Consider the following 17,662-nt stretch of genomic DNA (forward strand, 5'->3'; position numbering starts at 1 on the left):
TTCCGATCTGCGCCGTCGGCACCCTGACGGGGGCCGGCTCGGGAGCGGGCTCGGGAGCCGGCTCGGGCTGTGCGACAGGCCGGCGCTCGGGCTCGGGCGCCGCACGCAGCTCCGGCCTGGCGGCGTGCTGGGCAGAGCCGCCCGTCTGCCCAACCGCTTGGCGATACGCGACTTCGCTCTGGAAGCCCTGCGCCATCTTCATGCCTGCCTCGCGCAGCGAGGCGTCGTTGGCCGCCTCGAAGTCGAGGATCATGCGAAAGCGACAGGTTGGACACTCAACCTGCACGAGCGCCGCGATCTGGCCGTCAACGACCTGAAAGGGGCTCGTGCACTCGGGACAGGCGATGATCAAGGACAGTCTCCGGGGTCTTGCCGAAAGTCCGACCTAGAAGTCCAGGCCGAAGGACACGGTGTACTGCTGCTGAAACCCCGAGCTGTCCGTCACGTCCCCGGTCGATGCGCCCGAAGTCGAGCCGCCGGGTGGGACGAACATGGCCTCGAGCCCGATGCGCAGCACGCTAAAGATGAAGCGCATCCCGACGTAGGGCCGGTGTCGCAGGATCACGTCCTGCTGGCGGAACACGAACTCGGACTGCAGGCTGCAGCCGGGGTCGCCGTTGTCGCAGGGGACCGAGCCTTCGCTGAACTCGTCGTGGCCTGGGGTCGAGTCCAGGATCCCCGTGCGCGAGAACACCATCAAGGCGTCGTAGCCGGCGTAGGGCGTGATGTTGAAGGTGCTGCCGACGCCAAACACGTGGGACAGCGACGCGCCGACGGAGATCGTCGTCATGTCGAGGTCCCGGGATCCGAGCAGCCGCGAGAACATCCCGCGCAGCGCGATCGACGGGATCGGCAGGTGGTGGAAGCCCTCGTGGAGGGCGACCTTGCCGTAGCCAGAGATCGTCCACATGCGGCTGTCCAACAAGTGGGTCGCCCCGGCACCGATCTCGATGCCCGGCCACAGCCCCTTGCGCCCCATGATCTGCAACGACGGCGCGACGTTGTTCGGGCTGCCCCGAGTCGTGTCGCGCCAGTAGTCGGCATCACCGCTGAGGGTGTTGATGGTGACGTCGGCAGAAACCGCGAACCCAGACAGACCCAGAGAGTCTGCGGGATCGATCGGTTTTGGCGCCATGAGCACCCCGACTTCAGACGATAGGGACCGAAACGCAGCGTTATCCTGCGTCACGGTACCGTTGTTGGCGTCCACCTGGCCAAGTGGCGTCAGATCGAGATCGTATTTGCCCGCTTGCGCCTCAAAAGAGACGGATAGAGTGGCCACCAGAGCGGACAAGCAAAGGAACCTTCGCGGCATGCAGTGCTCCGGGAGAATCGAGCAGAGCGTAGCCCGCGCCCGGTTTTGATGTCAAGGATTGGACGTTCGGCAAGTCTTCGAGATCGCTCTCGATTTGTGTTGCCGGCGCTCACGCCAAGTTGCTCGATCGCGTTACCTGGCCGTGTGTTGACGTCCATCGCGGTCAAGCTCGGGTTTTGTCGGCGCTCGGCGTGTGTGTTTGGGGGCGTTGGGAACGGCGGACGATCTGCTCGTTGGCGGGGTCTGTCCGGGGGCGTGACACCCACGCTTGCTCGGGGTGGGCCTTGGCAGTAGCGTCCGGCGGAGCCTCGGCGAGCTACGTGCAGGATTCAAACAGCAAGTCACCGCCGCCTCGTGCACGCGCCCGCGGACCCTGGATGCGCCGTGGTGAAGTGCGCGAGCATCCCGCGCTACCGGCCTTGTATCTGCTCGCGCTGGGGACGCCCGCGCTGGCCGTGTCCGACGCGCCCACCTGGGTGACGGTCATGGGCTGGGTGGGCGCGATCTCGTTCGGGCTGCTCATCCTCAGGTTGGTGTTGGTCGGGTTCACCGGCTACGAGCGGCTGGTTGGCCTGCGGATCATCCGGCGCGCAGGCTTCGACCTGCTCGGTTCTGCGCTGGGCTCGGGCACGGAGCCGCACGCCTCGGCCGACGCCGATCCCGACTTCGAGCGGCCCCCGGTGTGGCGGCGCGGGCCGTTTTGGCTGGCGCTGTTCTGGATCACGGCGGCGCTCGGGCTGGTCACCCTGCTGGCCTTCAACCATGTCGTCGATCGCGACGACGCTGCGATGCTCGAGCTGTTCAAGCCGCTGCGCGTCGGCTTGGTGTTTTATGTGGCGGTCGCCAGCTTCGCCGGCTTGCTGGTCCTGATCGGCCAGCGCTTCTCGGTGTTTGGCACGACCTCGATCATCGGCGTGGTCCTGGGGGTCGCGGCGCTGTTGGTCGTGCAGTCGGTTGCGACTGGCTTTCAGCACGAATTCGAGCGCCGGGTCCTGGGCGTCTACGCGCACATCAACGTGACCCGGGCGTTTGGCATCTCGGAGTATCGGCGCTTCGAAGGGTGGCTGCGCACCTTGCCGGGTGTCGAGGGCGCGAGCCCCTTCGTGTACTACGCGATGGCGCTGGCGCCCTACACGGGCGGTCCCGCGAGCGCGGGCGCGCCGGGCAACGCGGGCGTGGCCGGCAGCGACGTCAAGCTTGCGAGCGTGCTGGTCAAGGGCATCGAGCCCAGCACCGCCGATCAGGTCATCGATCTGCCCCCGCACCTGGTGCGCGGCAGCGGTCGGGTCATCCCGCTCACGGATCTGCGCAGCAGCTACGAGCTGATGCCGGTGCCCGACCGCGCCGATGGGGACCTGCCGCAGGTCATCGCCGCGACCCCCGACCCGCGCGGGCCCGGCTGGTACGACACGGCGATCACCCAGTGGAACGCGCGCGAACACGGCGAAGATCCGTTTCGGATCGGGCGCAGCCACATCGACGACGACGTGTGGGAGGACCCGCCTGACGAGACCTCCGAGATCCCCGCGCAGGACCGAATCGACACCAGCTCGCTGCCGACCATGTTCATCGGCGTCGGGCTGGCCCGCGAGCTCGACCTTGGTGAGGGCGACATCGTCCGCCTCGTCGATCCTGGCGCGACCTTCGACCACAGCGAGGAGCCCAAATTCGTCTACTACTTGGTCGCGGGCGTGTTTCAGGCTGGGTTTCAGGAGTACGACAGCCGCCTGGTCTACGTCGACATCAAGGAGCTGCAGCGCTTCAAGTACCGGGGCAAGGACATCGTCTCGGGCGTGGATCTACGCCTCTCGGATCAAGACAGGGCCGCCGAGGTCGGGGCCGCGATTCGTGAGGCGCTCAACGGCCCGCAGATCGCCGAGTACTCCGTGCTCGAGTGGCAAAAGCTCAACGAGAACTTGTTCTCGTCGATCCGCACCCAAAAGAACATCATCACGGTGATCCTCTCGCTGGTGATCTTCGTGGCCAGCTTCAACGTGCTGTCGGCGCTGTGGACGATGGTCATTCGGCGCACGCCCGAGGTCGCGATCATCATGTCGATGGGCGCGACCGGCCCTCAGGTCGCGCGGATCTTTCAGGTCACCGGCATGACGATCGGGCTGGCGGGCTCGCTCGCTGGCGTGGTGTTTGGGCTGGTGATGTGCTGGTTGGTCCAGCTCTACGGCTACACCCTCGACCCCGAGGTCTACTTCATCGAGCAGCTGCCAGTAGAGATCAGCCTGGTCCAGATCGCGTGGATCTTGGGGCTGGGGCTGGTGATCTGCTTCATCGCCACGATCCCGCCCTCGCTGCGGGCCGCGCGGCTGCGTCCCGTCGAAGGCCTGCGCTACGAGTGAGCCGCCATGCCTGGTGCTTCGCCTGGCTGGGGTGGGTTCATCACGTTGGTGGCGTCGCGGTTGATCCTGCGGCAGGGCGACGCTCCAGCTTGGGCGCGCGGCCTCGCGTGGGCTAGCGTCGCTGGCTTGGCCGGCTTGGGCCTGGTGCTCGGGCTTGGCGTGCGGGGTCCCGTAGTCGTCGCCGGGTTTTGGCTGGCCGGCTTCGCGCTGCTGGCTTCGGCGCTGATCGTGCACCTGCGCGCGATGTTGGTGGTCGCCGTGCTCGGGCTCGCGCTGGGGGTCGCCAGCTTGTTCGTGGTGTTGGGCGTGGGCTCCGGGATCGAGGGGCTGCTGGTGTCCTCGCTCGCGCGGCTCAACGGCCACGCGATGGTCAGCAAGTACGGCTTGGATTTCTTCGAGTACGAAGCGGTCGCGCAGCAGCTCGAGCGTGACGAACGGGTCCGCGCGGCCTCGCCCTTCGTGTTCGGGGTGGGGGCGATCGTCGTGGTCGACGCGTCCGAGTCCGAGCCCGAGCCCGCGTCCGCGTCCGAGGTCGAGCCCGAGTCCGCCCTCGACGGCGAGCAAGCGCCGGTGATCGTCAGCATCAAGGGCGTCGACCCCGAGCGGCTCGCGGGCTTCTCCTCGACCCGAGAGCTGTTCGCGGTCGGCGACTTCGGATCCCTGCGCCCGGCCGGCCCGCGCACCTTGCCCGGCATCGTGCTTGGCACTCGCCTCGCGCGGCGGCTCGGCGCCCGGCCAGGCTCGCGGGTGCGCGTGGTCGTGCCGGCCGCCATTCGCCAGGACGAGGGCGAGAGCCTGGGCGAGCCGAGCTTCGGCGAGTTCGAGGTGTTGGGCCTGCTCGACACGGGGTTCGCCGAGTTCGACGCCAGCTTCGTGCTCGTCCACATCACCGCCGCGCAGGCGATCGTGTTCGGCCAGATGCGCGCCTCTGGGATCGAGATGGAGCTCGAGCACGCCCGGCTCGGCACCGCGCTGCCGATCGCCAAAGAGCTCGTCGCTCAGCTGAATCGTCCGCGCACCGACCAACGGCTGCTGCCGTGGTATCGGGCCTCGAGCTGGGGCGCGCAGTCCGCGACGCTGAGCTCGATCCGCCAGACCAAGGCGCTGCTGGTGCTGGTCCTGAGCTTGATCGTGCTGGTCGCCTCGGGCTCGCTGCTGGGCGCGCTGCTGCTCATGGTTCGTCGCGAGCGCCGCCACATTGGCGTGCTCGCGGCGCTCGGGGCCAAGCCGCGCCAGCTGTTTTGGGTGTTCGAGCTCGTCGGCGTGGGGATCGGGATGGCGGGGTCGGGGCTGGGGCTGGGGCTGGGCGCGCTGAGCTTGTTCGCGCTGTCGATGCTGCGGCTGCAGCTCGACGCGGACATCTACATGATCGACCACCTGCCGGTCGCGTTCGTGTTCACGGACTTGCTAATCCCAAGCGGGATCGCGGTGTTCGTGTGCGCGCTGGTGACCGGGCCGATCGCCCGACAGGTCAGCCGCATGCGCCCCATTGAGCTGGTTCAGTAGGGTCGCTACCCCTCGCTTGGGGCTTCCGCGCCGGCCGCGTTTTCTTTGGCCTTGAGCTCGGCGAGCTTGGGCTGGGCGACGTCCTTCGAGTAGGTCGAGCAGCAATCTTGCTGGATGTACTGCGACCACTGATCGATCGACTTGGTCACCTCGCCCTGGGCCTCGTAGACCATCGCCGCGCCAGCGTAGGAGTCTTGGTCGCCCGGCCAGTTGGTCTGCGCCTTCATGAACGTGCGCAGGGCGGTGTCGTACTCCTTGGCGGCGAGCTGGGTCTCGCCGAGCTCGCGGAACACGTGCTTGATCTTGGGGTTGATCTCGCCGACCTCGGTGAGCACGGCCTTGGCCTGCTCGAGGTCGCCAGACTCGCGCAGCGCGACGCCGTACTCGAGCCCAAACTGCTCCGTGTCGTGGTTGAGCTCCCACGCTTTGCCCAGGTGCTCGGCGGCCTTGGGCCAGTTCTCCGCGCCCGCGAGCGCGCGCCCGAGCGCGGCGTGGGCTTCGGCGTCTTCACCGTTTTGGGCGACGGCCTTCTCGAGCGGATCCACGGCGGCGGCAAAATTCCCACGCTCGAGCTCGACCCGGCCCAGACCCGTCAGCGCCGCGACGTTGCCCGCGTCGTTGTCGAGCACCCACTGGTAGCCCTCGGCGGCCTCGTCGGTCTTGTTGTTGCGCAGGTTCGAGTCCGACTCCGCGAGCTTGGCGGCGATCTGCTCGGGGAGGTTGACGTCGACCTCCTTCGGCTTGCAGGCGGGGACAATCAAGATGGCAGCGAGGGCAAGACCGAAGACTCGTTTCACGTCGAAGGCTCCTGGGGAGATCAGCGGTCGGGTTATCACGGCTCGACGCGCGCCGTCCACGCCGCATATCTTTCGCCGATAGCTCGGCGCTGACGGGTGGTCTGCGCAGCTTCCACCGACGTCGGGGTTTGCGAGCAGGGGTTCTCGAAACCTAAGATCCGCGGGTGAGCACCGCCGACGATCGATCGACCCCGCCGCTGCTGGGCATGCGCCACCTGGCCCTGAATGTCGCCGATGATCGCTACGCGGCGACGGTGCGATTTTATCGCGAGGGCATGGGCATGCGCACCGACTGGGAGCCCGACGAGACGGCGGTGTACTTGACCTCGGGCACCGACAACCTCGCGGTGCATCGGGTCTCGACGGTCACGCGCGCGCACCCGCCCTTCGACCACCTGGGTTTCATGGTCCCTGACGGGCCCGCGGTCGAAGCTTGGCACGCGCGCCTGAGCGGGCGCGCGCAGGAGCTCGGTATCGAGATCCTGGCCAAGCCACGCTTGCACCGCGACGGCGCGACCTCGTTCTACCTACTCGACCCGGCCGGAAACAAGCTGCAGATCGTTCACATCCCGAGCATCCCGAGCGCCTGACCCAACGCTCGAGCTCGTTGTGCTGGAGCTTGGCATGGCGTTGTTCTGCTCGCCGAGCCATCGCAGCGCCTGGGCCTCACCCGAGAAGCAGCACAGCTCGAGGTTGAGGTTGTGGGACAGCGCGAGCGCGGCCGTGCGCAGCACCGAGGACGTTGCGACCAGCGCCACACGCCGGATGCCGGCGCGACACGCCAGCATGAACCACTCACGGGCGAGGGCCGGGGTGCCGGGTCCGTAGCCCGAGACGGTCCGAAGATCACACAATACGGCGTCAGGGGCGTGATGCTCGATCCGATGGATCAAGTCACCAAGTCGCTCGCTGAGCATTCCGACGTCGATGAAGCCTTGCAGCTGCAAACGCAGCAAATCAGCGTTGCCGCATCCAGGCTCGACGGTCGATGTCACATCGCTGCGTAGCTGGCTGTAGTGCATGCTCGAAAGGCCGGGTGAGACGTCTCGGGCGAACGCCGACGAGAAGTCGTTGAACTGTTGCATCGGGCCCAATGCCCTATGGCAGATGGGGCCTTCTGGGACACAAGGGGACGCAGTCCAAGGTCGCGGCGCATTCAATGAATGCGAGTACCGAGACGGCTACAACCTAACCGATATGGCCAGGCATTTCAACCGAATTGGTTACCGGCACGGGTCGCCAAGACAGCGGTGCGCTGCTCTGGCCGAGCCTCGCGCCGCTGGTGGCGAACGTTGATGTTTTTGCGCGGTCTTGGGATCAACCCACCGCGAACGGCGACGCCAGATCGGCGGGGCCAGAGCGGCGGGAGAGCCTATTGCTCGTAGCAGCCTGCGGCGCTGCACTCGATGTTGAGACGGACCGGGTAGCCTGCTCCAACCGGCATGAAGGTGAACTTTGCCGCGGTGCCGACGGGGCTGCCGCTCGCGCTGAGCGGCTGGATTCCGACCTCGCCAAGCAGCGCGCCGTTGAGCGCACGCTCGGGATCGGGGACCGTGCGGTAGCCATTGTTGCCATCGGAGGTCAGCTCGCAGTCGAGCTCGGTCTGTAGCAGCTCGGTGCTGCCGCCGACCTGGTAGGCGGTGATACGCAGGCGATCGATGCCCTCGCTGCCGCAGTTGCCGAACCCGCCGACACCGAGGCGCCATGCGATCTCGAGCTTCGCGGGGCGGGCGGTCAGCGACACGTCCGTGCTGGTCTCTGCGGCCTCGAAGATCTCGACAGCGCGGGCCGACGCGGGCTCACCGAGGTTGTCGAGGGTTGCCACGCCGTTCGAGTCGTAGCCCTCGACCACGAGCGAGTAGATGCCGGGCTCGAGGCCCTCGAAGATGATGTCCGAGTCCGCTGCACAGGGCAGGTCTTCGCTGTACACGACGGTCGTGTTGTCGGCGGGACCTTGGACGAGCTCGGCCCGCATGTCCTCGATGCCGAGCTCGGCGCAGGTCTTGCTGTTACCCAGCACATAGCTGACCACCAGTGATCCGGGCCCCTTGTCGGGTGCACAGCCGAGCAGCGAACTCGCGGCGAGTCCAACGCCGAGCACGGCCGCCAGCGGCACGAATTTGGTTGGGGATGACAGCGGCGAGTGAGGACGGGATGAGCTCGTGTAGGGCATGGGGGAGACCTCGCCCCCAAGGTAACCGCGACGAAGGCCCGAGGCGAATTGGAAGAAAGTTTGGCGACTCGGCAAAGTGATCTTATCCACCTCGATGGTGGGGTCAGCTCCCACAATCGGGTTGCCCCCCATCCCCACGACCTAGGTGTTCCTAGGTGAGCGGCCGGTGGTCGCGGAGCCAAACATGCGTATCTCTCTGTTTACCTCGCTTGCCGCCCTGACCGTCATCTGTCTCGCCGCGCCGGCGCCCGCCGGCGCCACCGAGCCGGACCCCGTTGACGTGCCAGATTCGGTCGATGACGAGGTCGAGGGTGATCCGCACGAAGACCTGGCGGCGCCTGAGGCGACCCCGCCCAAGACCAAGTCCAAGTCCAAGTCCAAGAGCAAGTCCAAGAGCAAACCCAAGCCCAAGAGCCGCAACGACGAGGCTTGTGACTTCCGCTCCCCCCTGCACACCCACGTGGTCGAGGCCGGGGAGCACCTCGGGCTGATCGCCGGGCGCTACGGCGTGCTCAGCAATGATCTGATCGCGCTCAACCCCGCGCTGGCCGCCAACCCCAGCCACATCCGGGTCGGGCAGAAGCTGGCCGTGTGCCCCGAGCTGCCGCCGCGCGAGGTCGTGAAGCTGGTCCACCAAGTCGCGTCCGGCGAGACCTTCAACGCGATCGCCTACGCCAACAACCTGAGCCCCGCCGAGCTCCTGAGCATGCAAAAGGGATCGCTCGTCAATCCCAACAAGCTGCGCGTCGGGGACAAGCTGGCGATCGTGACGGTCGGCGACATCTTGCCGGGCTTCGAGCCCGATCCGCCGCAGCCCGGCAAGCTGGTCAACAGTCGCAAGCTGCCCACGCACAAGGCCTACACGATCAAGCGCAGCCACAACGTCTATGGGACCCCGCGCACGGTCAAGCTGATCGGCCAGGTCGTTGACGCGTACCAGCGCCGGGTCCCAGGCGGGCCCAAGCTGCGCATTGGCGACATCTCGAAGGACGGCGGCGGCCCGCTCAATGGGCACCTGTCGCACCAAGAGGGCCGGGACCTCGACATTGGCCTGGTCCTGCAGGGCAAGCTGGCCGACCGCCTGCACTTCTCTGGCGCCGACGAGAACACGATCGATCTCGAGCGGACCTGGGCCCTGGTCGAGGCGTTCATCGCGACGGGCGAGGTCCGCTGCATCTTCCTCGACTATCAGGTTCAAAAGCTGCTCTACAATTACGCCAAGGCCAACGGCGTGCCGCAGAACAAGCTCGACGAGTACTTTCAGTACCCGCGCGGGAGCGGCCGCAACCATGGGCTGATCCGTCACTGGCGCGGGCACGTGAACCACCTGCACGTTCGGTTTCGCGAGTAGCTTCTCGAGCGGGGGGCGTAGCCTTCCGCGAGCCTTGGCGTATCAGAATCCGCGTGTGCACGATCATCGCCGCTGTCGACGTCTGGCCCGGGTCGCCGTTGGTGATCGCGGCCAATCGCGACGAAGCCCTGAACCGGCCCGCGATCGAACCACGGGTGTGGGCGGCCGGTGAGGTCGCGGCGCGGCGGGTGTTGGCGCCGCGCGATCTGAAGGCTGGCGGGACCTGGCTGGGCATCAACGACGCTGGGTTGTTCGTGGGCATCACCAACCGCAGGAGCCTCGCGGGCGCTGGCCGGCCCAGGCGCTCGCGCGGTGAGTTGGTGTTCGAGGCGCTCGGGGCCGCCACGCCGACCGAGGCGCGCGCCCGGGTGCGCGAGCTTGGGGCCCGCGACTACAACCCATTTCACTTGTTGCTCGCGGATCGAAGCGGGGCACGCGTGGTCTGGGGCGACGGTGATCGCCTGCACGAGGTCGAGCTCGCGCCTGGGATCCACTGGATCACCGAGCGCAGCTTGGGGGCCGGGGTCAGCGCACGTCACCAGACCCTGGCCGAGCTCGCGGCCGAGCTAGCGAGCGGACCGGCCCCGGACATCGCGCGGTGGCGCTCGATCCTCGCGGATCACCGGCCACACCAGCGCGACGGCGCTGCCCCGGGGGCGTTGAGCGTGGGTCTGGATGCGATGTGCGTGCACGCGCGGCCGATCAACTACGGCACCCGATCCTCGACGCTGGTCCAGCTTGGCCCCGCTGAGGTCGCTGGGGTGCCGTTGCGCTTCATGTACGCCAACGGGCGCCCGTGCGAGACCGCCTTCGTGGACCAGCACGACGCGGTGCAGCGCTTGCTGGATCACTGAAGCCCGGGCGGGCACTGCCGGTGATTTTTGCGTGGGGCCGCGCTGGTGTGACAGCGGCGCGCTGCGGTCGTAAGCCTTACCCGTGAGCTCGAGCAGCGCCAAACCAAAACGCGTCGTGATCGTTGGGGGCGGGTTCGCCGGGCTCAACGCGGCCAAGATCCTGGGTCGGCACGGCAGCGAGCTCGAGGTCGTGGTGATCGATCGCCGCAACCATCATCTATTTCAGCCGCTGCTCTACCAAGTCGCGATGGCGGGCCTGAGCCCGGCCGACATCGCCGCGCCGATCCGCGGGCTGCTCAGCGACTACCGCAACACCACCGTGATCCAGGGCGAGGTGCGTCGGGTCGACACGGCCGGCAAGCGGGTGCTCGGCGACTTTGGCGAGCTCGCGTACGACTACCTGCTGCTCGCGGCCGGTGCCATGCATGCCTACTTTGGTCACGAAGACTGGGAGCCCTACGCGCCCGGGCTCAAGACCGTCGAGCAGGCCACGGAGATCCGTCGCCGGGTGCTCACCGCGTTCGAGCGGGCCGAGGCCCACCCCGAGCACACCAGCGAGCGCAAGCGGCTGCTGACCTTCGTGATCGTGGGAGGCGGGCCGACGGGCGTCGAGCTCGCGGGGGCGATCGGCGAGATGAGCCGCACGACCCTGGCCAAGGACTTTCGCAACATCGATCCCAAGCTGACGCGGGTGATCCTGATCGAGGCTGGGCCCCGGATCATGGCCGCGTTTCACGAAGATCTGGCCAGTCGCGCGACCCGTGACCTCGAGAGCCTTGGGGTCCAGGTGTGGACCAGCTCGTTGGTGACCAAGGTCGACGAGAACGGGGTGGATGTCGGCGAGGAGCGGATCGAGGCGTCCACGGTGCTGTGGGCCGCGGGTGTGCGCGCGGCCGAATTCGAGGCGCTCGACGCCGAGCGGGATCGGCAAAATCGCGTCCACGTTGGCGCGGACCTGAGCTTGGCTGGGCACCCCGACGTGTTTGTTGCTGGCGATCTCGCCCACGCCCTCGACGCGGAGGGCCGGCCCTATCCCGGGCTCGCGCCGGTTGCGATGCAGCAGGGGCGGTTCGTCGCGCGCGCGATCCTGCGGGAGCTCGCGGGCGAACAGCGCGGCAGCTTCACGTATGTCGACAAGGGCCAGATGGCCACGATCGGCCGCGGGCGGGCGATCGTCGAGGCGGGCAAGCTGCGCTTCGCCGGCATGTTCGCTTGGTGGACATGGCTGCTCGTCCACATCTATTACCTGACCGGGTTTCGCAATCGGCTGTTGGTGCTGATCCAGTGGGGGTGGTCGTACCTGACCTTCGCTCGCGGGGCGCGGCTGATCGTGGCCAAGCAATGGCGCTCGTATCCGCCGCCGGCTCCGCTCGACGCGTCCGCCAAAGATCCAGCGCACGAGAGCGCGGCCGAGTGAGCTCCCAACCCGAGCGCCGATAGAGCCCAAGAGCAGAACCAAAAAAACAGAGGGACCGAAGCCGGCCCCTCTGTTGTGGTTTGCGCGGACTGCCTCAGTGAATGAGGCGGCGGCCCGGCATGCCGAACTCGTCGTCGTCCTCGTCATCGAGTTCCGCCTGCGCCTGCGCGGCGGAGCGCTGCTCGTCACGGCGCCGCATCAGCGCGGTGAAGATCAGCGCCAAGCCAGCGGACCAGCACAGGACCATGAACGCCAGCCAGTAGGGCGAGACGTCGACGTTGAGCAGCAACGGCATGGCCGCGGTGTTCTTCAGCGCCACGTGCTCGACCTCGAGCCCGTAGGTGCCGAGCAGCGAAGCGAGCTGCATGATCACGACCGCGCCGCCAAGGAAGGCGACCCGCAGCTTTCGCTCGCGCCGACGTGATGCCCACAGCAAGGTTGCGACGCCGGTCTCGGCCGCCAGCAACAGCTGCGCGAGGGTGGCCCACATGACCTCCGAGTCCGTGGTTGCGAGCCCAGCTTGGTTCATGACCAAGTGGTAGGTGAGGCCGACCAGCAAGCTGGTGACCACGATGAAGCCCTGGAACCGCAGGAACGCCCTGCGTGCTTCGATGTGATCGGCGACCGCCCGGGCCCGCGCGGGGCGACGGAGGCTGGCGACCAACAGCCAGGCCAAGACCGGGAGCAAGAACGCGCTCGAGAGGAAGGTCAGCAGGTTGAGCGCGTTGAAGTCCTGGGCTTGGTGGTGGTGGCTGATGTCGAGCAGGGTGAGCGCCGAGCAGCCGATGCTGACCAGCGCCAGCGCCACGCCTTCGAGCGGGCTGAACAACGGGGCCCAGCCTTGCTCGACGCGGCGACACCATGAGCCCAGACAGATCAGGCCAAGCAGCGCCTGCGCGGCGACGGAGTAGGTCAACATCGTCAGGGTCAGCTCGCTGCCGAGGTACAGCCCGACTTGCTCGATGCCGCTGATGTCAGCGACGGTGGCCACCAGCGGCGGCAGCGGGCCAAGCAACAGCCCGGTCGCGGCGACATCGAACGAGGCCAGGCCAGCGCCAAGCAGACCTGGGATCAGGATCCCGACGCCGAGCAGCCCGCCAACGACCATGGCGTTGACCCGCTGACCCAGCGCGTCACCCAGGCCGATCGCGGTGAGGTGGGTGGCGACGACCATGATCGCCAACAACCCGAGCGGCAGCGCCATAGCGGTGAAGCCAACGGTCAGCGCGAGCAGGAGCGAGCCACCAAGCAGCAGCGCGCCGCCAAGCGCCAACGCGAACACGTTGGGACCGACGATCATCGCCATTGCCAGGTCGCCCGCGCTCATCCCGGTCATGCGCAGGACCGGCAGCGTGCCGGCCTCGCGCTCGCGGGCGGTGGCGGTCGCGGTGACGACTGGGCCGACGACCACGAACACGAAGCAGCCGATCGCAAAGAACAAGATCCCCGCCAGGCGGTAGCGGGTCGAGTCGGTGATCGGCGAGCTGTAGCGGATCGTTGGCTTGTGAAGCTTGGTCCAGGTCGTGGCTTCCCAGCCCCCCGCCCAGCGCGGATCCGCCGGGTTGAGCGCGGCCGTGAACTCCGTGGCCTCGCCGTTGGCCAGCAAGAAGGCCGAGCGGCTGAGCTCGTCGGCGATCCCGCCCTCGAACCATTGTTTCGCAGCGAGGCTCAGGTCGTGACGCTCGGGGTGGACGGCCAGCTCGACGCGGGTTGCGTCGCGGTCGAGCGTGGTCGCGGAGACCACGGGGGCCGGCTCGCGCGAGCGCTGGCGATTGACGGTGGCCTGGAACCCGAGCAGCTGGGTGCGGGCGCTGTCGATCGCGGCGACCAGCAGCGCGCGGGTGTCGGCCGGGGTCGCGTCACGCAGCGCGTCGTAGGTGGCGGCCTCTTGCAGATCTTGAACGGAGTAGCCGTTCGCATAGATGTTGTTCCAGCGCATGGGCGCGAGGTCGGGCAGCGCCAGGAGCTCGGTCAGGCGCACGTCGCCGCCGGCCGCGAGCCCGTTGCCAAAGTCGAACTCTTGGCGGCCGAGCAGGCGTTGCGCCTCGTCGAGGTTGTCGAGCGTCGCGGTGATGCGCAGGTCGAGGTCCTGAAGGATCGCGGAGCGGATGCGGACGTCGCGGTCCCAATCTTTGTCGACCTCCGCCTGGGCCCGATCGTCGTAGCTGCAGTCGGGCATCCCGGTGCGGCTAGAACAGACCTCGGTGGCCCGCTCGAGGCCCAGCTCGACCCGAAGGTCCTGCGCGCCCGCGGAGTCGAGGTGCGTGAACGCCGAGACCCCAAACCAGGAGAGGCCGGCGATCACCAGCGCCGCGATGGACGCAGAGATCAGCCGACCTTTGAGATCTCGCCGAACGAAGGGCCGTAGCCGCTGCCAGATACTTCGCTCGAGGGGAGGTGCAGATGGCTCGCGTTTGATCTCGTTCACAGGGTTCCCGCTTCCTTCAAAGTGCAGCTGGTGCTGCCGGTATCGCCAATGGGGGGGTCCGACACTGGCCCCACTCTAGTGTTCCACACTTCGTGAGGCTGCGCCGGTCGATCACGTTGACGCAGGCGCGCCGTAATTGCTTCGCGCTGGCGTTTCGAGCCCCGCGAACGTGCTAGTCACAGGTAAGATTTCACCGTGACCACCACCGTTTCCGCCGAATCCGTGTTCGAGGCGATCGACCGTCTCGCGCTCCCCGAGTCCATGCGCGCCCCAATCCGGGCGTGGCTGAGCGATCCTGCCTACGCCGACACCCGGGCTGAGCTGGAACGAACGGTCGCCCTCGCGCTCGGCGTCGCGGGCGCGGACCCAGCGGCGGACAAGGCTCGGGCGCAGGCGTTGGCCGAGCTCGAGGATGCCTTCGTTGGACCGCTCCCGATCGGCACTGGAGGCCGGCGTGGCCCGTGCGGGGCCGGTCCCAACCGGGTCAACGCCGCGGTGATGCGCGAGACTGCCCGAGGCTTGGCGGTCGCGATGCGCGAGTCCGACGAGACACCCAAGGTCGCGGTCGTGTACGATACCCGCAGCAGCAGCCGGGGGTTTGCGTTGGTGGTCGCCGCGGCGCTGACTGCCGAGCAGATCGCGGTCACGTTGGTCGACGGCCCGCGCCCGACCCCGCAGCTGTCGTTCTTGGTCCGGCGGCTCGGCTGTGGTGCGGGCATCGTGATCTCGGCGAGCCACAACCCGCCCACCGACAACGGGATCAAGATCTACGGTCCGGACGGCGCCCAGGTGATCGGTGATCTCGACCGTCGCCTAATGGAGGGGATCGTCGAGGCGGGCAACAATCCAGGCTCGCTGCCGCAGATCGACATCAGCGCGGTCACGGCCGGCGTGGTCCCTGCCGCCGTGGAACGGATCGATCCCGACGCGGAGCCCGAGCGCGCCGACAGCCCCTACCACGAGTATGTGCTGGCCCAAGGCGTGACCCCCGGGCCGATCGATGGCGATGACGCCCTCCGGGTCGCGTTCACCCCCCTGCACGGGGTTGGCCACAGCTCGGTGATCCCGGTGTTGCGCGCGCGTGGGCTGCAGCCGATCTTGGTCGAGGCCCAGCTACCGGACGACGGGGTGTTCGAGACCGTCAAGAGCGCCAACCCCGAGTCGGTCGCCGCGTTCGCGGTCGGGCTCGAGGTCGCGCGAGCGCAGCGGGCCGATCTCCTGCTCGCCACCGATCCCGACGCCGACCGGCTCGGCGCGATGGTTCGTCAGGCCGACGGAAACTACGGCTTCATCGACGGCAACCGGCTCGGTGTGCTGATGCTCGACCACGTGCTGCGCGAGCTGTCGGCCCTTGGCGCCGAGGAGCTGCGCGGCGGCTGGGTGCTCACGACCTTGGTCAGCTCCCCGCTGATCGCCAAGCTCGCGCGGGCGTGCGAGGTCGAGGTCGTCGACGACCTGCTGGTGGGCTTCAAGAACCACGCGGGCGTGCAGGCCGACAGCGAGCAGCGCGGCGAGCCGCGGACCTTGGTGTTCGCCTGCGAAGAGAGCCACGGCTACCTGCGCGGCAACGAGATCCGCGACAAGGATGGGGCGATCGCGGCGTTGTTGCTGTGCGAGTGCGCGGCCGCGTGCAAGCGCGAAGGCAGCGATCTATTTGGTCGCCTCGAGCAGCTGTGGGTCACGCACGGCTATCACCGCGAGCAGACCGGTAACCTCTATGCAACGGGGTCGTCGGGCCGGCGGGCGATCTCGGCGGTCATGGATCGCCTGCGCAGCGATCCGCCCACGCACTTCGGTGGGCTCGAGGTCCGGGCCTCCAGCGACCGCCTCGCGCCAAGGTCAACGGGCTGGCCCACGCGGGATCTGCCCGGCGATGTGATGGTCTACGAGCTCGAGGGCGACGGGCGGGGCTGCCGGTTGGTGTTTCGGCCAAGCGGGACCGAGCCAAAGATCAAGGCCTACGCGCTCGCCCACGGTCGCGCGGGCATCGAGGAGCCGGGCGCGGCCGCCGACGAGCGCGCGCAAGTCGACGCTCTGGTCGCGCAGGTGCTCGCCGACGCCGAGCAGTTTGCGACCAAGGTCATGGCTCCGTTGATCGAGCCGACATGACGCGCGCGTGGGTGCTGCTCGGCGTCGCGTTGGCGGTGATGCTGACGCTGCTCGGTGTCTGGTGGTTTGCGGACGGCCCGAACCTGGCCGATCCCCGGGGCGCTCCGCCTGCGACCCCCACTCGCGCCGCTTCGCCTGGCACCTGGCGCCACGGCGGCATCGATCAAGACCCACAATTAGTAGTGGCCCAGCTGCCGGCAGGGCAGAGCCTGGTCGGGGGGGTGTTCGTCTCGCCCGAGGACGGCCCGCTCACGCTGGGTGCGATCGAGCTGTGGTGCGCCAACGGCCAGCTCGGCGCCCGCGCGCAGCTCGATGAAGACGGCAGCTTGCTGGCCCCCGCGTGTTCAACCACGACCTGCGTCCGGCTCCGGCACCCCGCCTACGAGCAGCCGATCGCGTGGGAGCTCGCGCCCGACGAGCGGCGCGAATTCGAGGTCGCGGCTGCCCCTCGGATCAGCGGGAGCGTGCACAGCCCGCTCGGTCCCGCGGTCGCGGACGCGAGCCTGGTCCTGCGCAGTGATGACGGACGTCGCGCGCACGCGCGGACCGATGCAGCAGGAGAATTTGCGGTGGCGCTCCCTGGGCTTCGGCCGTGTGATGCTTGCGATCGCGGAGCGGGGGACGCTCGCAGCGGCCTGTGCCGAGCGACGGCGCTCGATCAAGCTCCGCTCCCTGCACGCGTGCTGGTCTCGGCCCCAGGGTTCGCCCCGACCGAGTTTCAAGTCGAGCTCGAACCCGACGCGGAGACCGTGTCCACGTTCGTGTTTGATCCTTCGGCCGCGCCAATCACGGGCGTCGTGCGGGGGGCTGACGACGAGCTGTTCGACGCCCGGACCAAGGTCCTGGCCACGAACGTCGAGCGTGAGGATGAGCAGCACCACGCGCCGGTCGTGGATGGCCGCTTCGCGCTCACTGGGCTCGCGGAGGCACGCTATCGCCTACGTGCGGTCCGAGATGGGCGGGAGCTCGCGGTCCTCGACAGCGTCGGGGCCGGGGACGAGGTCGAGCTGCGCGCCGAACAGCCCGCGCGCGGGGTCGTGTTGCAGCTGCGGATCCTCGACGGGAGCGGGTCTCCAGCTCCCGGCGTGCGGGTTGACGGTGGGCCCTTCGCCGGGGGGGTAACGGACGCGGCGGGCCATCTCGAGGCGTCTGATGTCGCTTCGGGCAGCCACACCCTCCGCCTGCGCGCTGCCGGATGCTCGGTCGTTCGCGCGGTGGTCGAGGTCACACCCCCGCCAACCCCCGCGCGCCGAACCCTGCGGCTCCCAGCGAGCTGCGATCTCAGTGAGTGATCGCGCCTTGGTTTCGACCCAGGGCCCCGCCCGATGTAGGTGGCGGCCGCGAGCGGGCGAGAAGCC

General features: G+C 68.2%; 14 protein-coding genes. 8 read left to right on the forward strand and 6 right to left on the reverse strand.

The window, feature by feature from the left end:
* Together DB30_RS35965 and DB30_RS35970 are read right to left on the reverse strand one after the other, a co-directional pair.
* Nucleotides 1-352 (reverse strand): zinc-ribbon domain-containing protein (locus DB30_RS35965; protein ID WP_240480409.1); only part of this gene is annotated, 352 nt, incomplete at its 3' end.
* A gap of 33 nt (nt 353-385) precedes the next feature.
* Nucleotides 386-1,135: a hypothetical protein gene (locus tag DB30_RS35970; protein WP_146662162.1), complete on the reverse strand. Its 750-nt coding sequence runs from the start codon at nt 1,133-1,135 to the stop codon at nt 386-388.
* Nucleotides 1,136-1,707: 572 nt separating this feature from the next.
* Between DB30_RS35970 and DB30_RS35975 the strand changes: the two genes are divergently transcribed.
* Together DB30_RS35975 and DB30_RS35980 are read left to right on the forward strand one after the other, a co-directional pair.
* Complete coding sequence (locus tag DB30_RS35975) at nt 1,708-3,669, forward strand: ABC transporter permease (protein ID WP_165704095.1); 1,962 nt, start codon at nt 1,708-1,710, stop codon at nt 3,667-3,669.
* 6 nt (nt 3,670-3,675) lie between these two features.
* On the forward strand, nt 3,676-5,175 hold the full coding sequence (locus DB30_RS35980; protein ID WP_052557796.1) for an ABC transporter permease: 1,500 nt from the start codon (nt 3,676-3,678) through the stop codon (nt 5,173-5,175).
* A gap of 5 nt (nt 5,176-5,180) precedes the next feature.
* Here DB30_RS35980 and DB30_RS35985 read toward each other — a convergent pair whose 3' ends face one another.
* Nucleotides 5,181-5,972, reverse strand: a complete 792-nt coding sequence (locus DB30_RS35985; RefSeq protein WP_165704096.1) for a tetratricopeptide repeat protein — start codon at nt 5,970-5,972, stop codon at nt 5,181-5,183.
* A gap of 164 nt (nt 5,973-6,136) precedes the next feature.
* On the opposite strand from DB30_RS35985, the gene DB30_RS35990 reads away from it, so the two are divergent.
* Nucleotides 6,137-6,562 carry a VOC family protein gene (locus DB30_RS35990; RefSeq protein ID WP_052557800.1) on the forward strand — a complete coding sequence of 142 codons (426 nt, stop codon included), beginning with the start codon at nt 6,137-6,139 and terminating at the stop codon, nt 6,560-6,562.
* Here DB30_RS35990 and DB30_RS35995 read toward each other — a convergent pair.
* Complete coding sequence (locus tag DB30_RS35995) at nt 6,500-7,057, reverse strand: SpoIIAA family protein (protein WP_146662166.1); 558 nt, start codon at nt 7,055-7,057, stop codon at nt 6,500-6,502. The genes DB30_RS35990 and DB30_RS35995 overlap by 63 nt on opposite strands.
* Nucleotides 7,058-7,344: 287 nt before the next feature.
* On the reverse strand, nt 7,345-8,145 hold the full coding sequence (locus tag DB30_RS36000; protein WP_146662169.1) for a hypothetical protein: 801 nt from the start codon (nt 8,143-8,145) through the stop codon (nt 7,345-7,347).
* A gap of 184 nt (nt 8,146-8,329) precedes the next feature.
* On the opposite strand from DB30_RS36000, the gene DB30_RS36005 reads away from it, so the two are divergent.
* From DB30_RS36005 to DB30_RS36015, 3 genes are all read left to right on the forward strand, one after another.
* Nucleotides 8,330-9,496 carry a penicillin-insensitive murein endopeptidase gene (locus DB30_RS36005; protein ID WP_153258466.1) on the forward strand — a complete coding sequence of 389 codons (1,167 nt, stop codon included), beginning with the start codon at nt 8,330-8,332 and terminating at the stop codon, nt 9,494-9,496.
* Between the two features lie 53 nt (nt 9,497-9,549).
* Nucleotides 9,550-10,350, forward strand: a complete 801-nt coding sequence (locus tag DB30_RS36010; protein WP_052557807.1) for an NRDE family protein — start codon at nt 9,550-9,552, stop codon at nt 10,348-10,350.
* Nucleotides 10,351-10,432: 82 nt separating this feature from the next.
* Entirely contained in the window at nt 10,433-11,767 is a 1,335-nt protein-coding gene (locus tag DB30_RS36015) for an NAD(P)/FAD-dependent oxidoreductase (RefSeq protein WP_052557809.1), read from the forward strand.
* Between the two features lie 94 nt (nt 11,768-11,861).
* On the opposite strand, the gene DB30_RS36020 is transcribed toward DB30_RS36015, so the two are convergent.
* A complete protein-coding gene (locus tag DB30_RS36020) occupies nt 11,862-14,195 on the reverse strand; it encodes a hypothetical protein (RefSeq protein WP_146662173.1) in 2,334 nt (777 codons plus the stop codon).
* 195 nt (nt 14,196-14,390) lie between these two features.
* On the opposite strand from DB30_RS36020, the gene DB30_RS36025 reads away from it, so the two are divergent.
* Together DB30_RS36025 and DB30_RS36030 are read left to right on the forward strand one after the other, a co-directional pair.
* Entirely contained in the window at nt 14,391-16,304 is a 1,914-nt protein-coding gene (locus DB30_RS36025; RefSeq protein ID WP_052557812.1) for a phospho-sugar mutase, read from the forward strand.
* Nucleotides 16,301-17,596, forward strand: coding sequence for a carboxypeptidase-like regulatory domain-containing protein (locus DB30_RS36030; protein WP_052557814.1), 1,296 nt, complete (start codon nt 16,301-16,303; stop codon nt 17,594-17,596). The genes DB30_RS36025 and DB30_RS36030 overlap by 4 nt, the downstream gene beginning before the upstream one ends.
* The last annotated feature ends 66 nt before the right edge of the window (nt 17,597-17,662 follow it).

It is taken from the genome of Enhygromyxa salina, assembly GCF_000737335.2.
GTDB lineage: Bacteria > Myxococcota_A > Polyangia > Nannocystales > Nannocystaceae > Plesiocystis > Plesiocystis salina_C.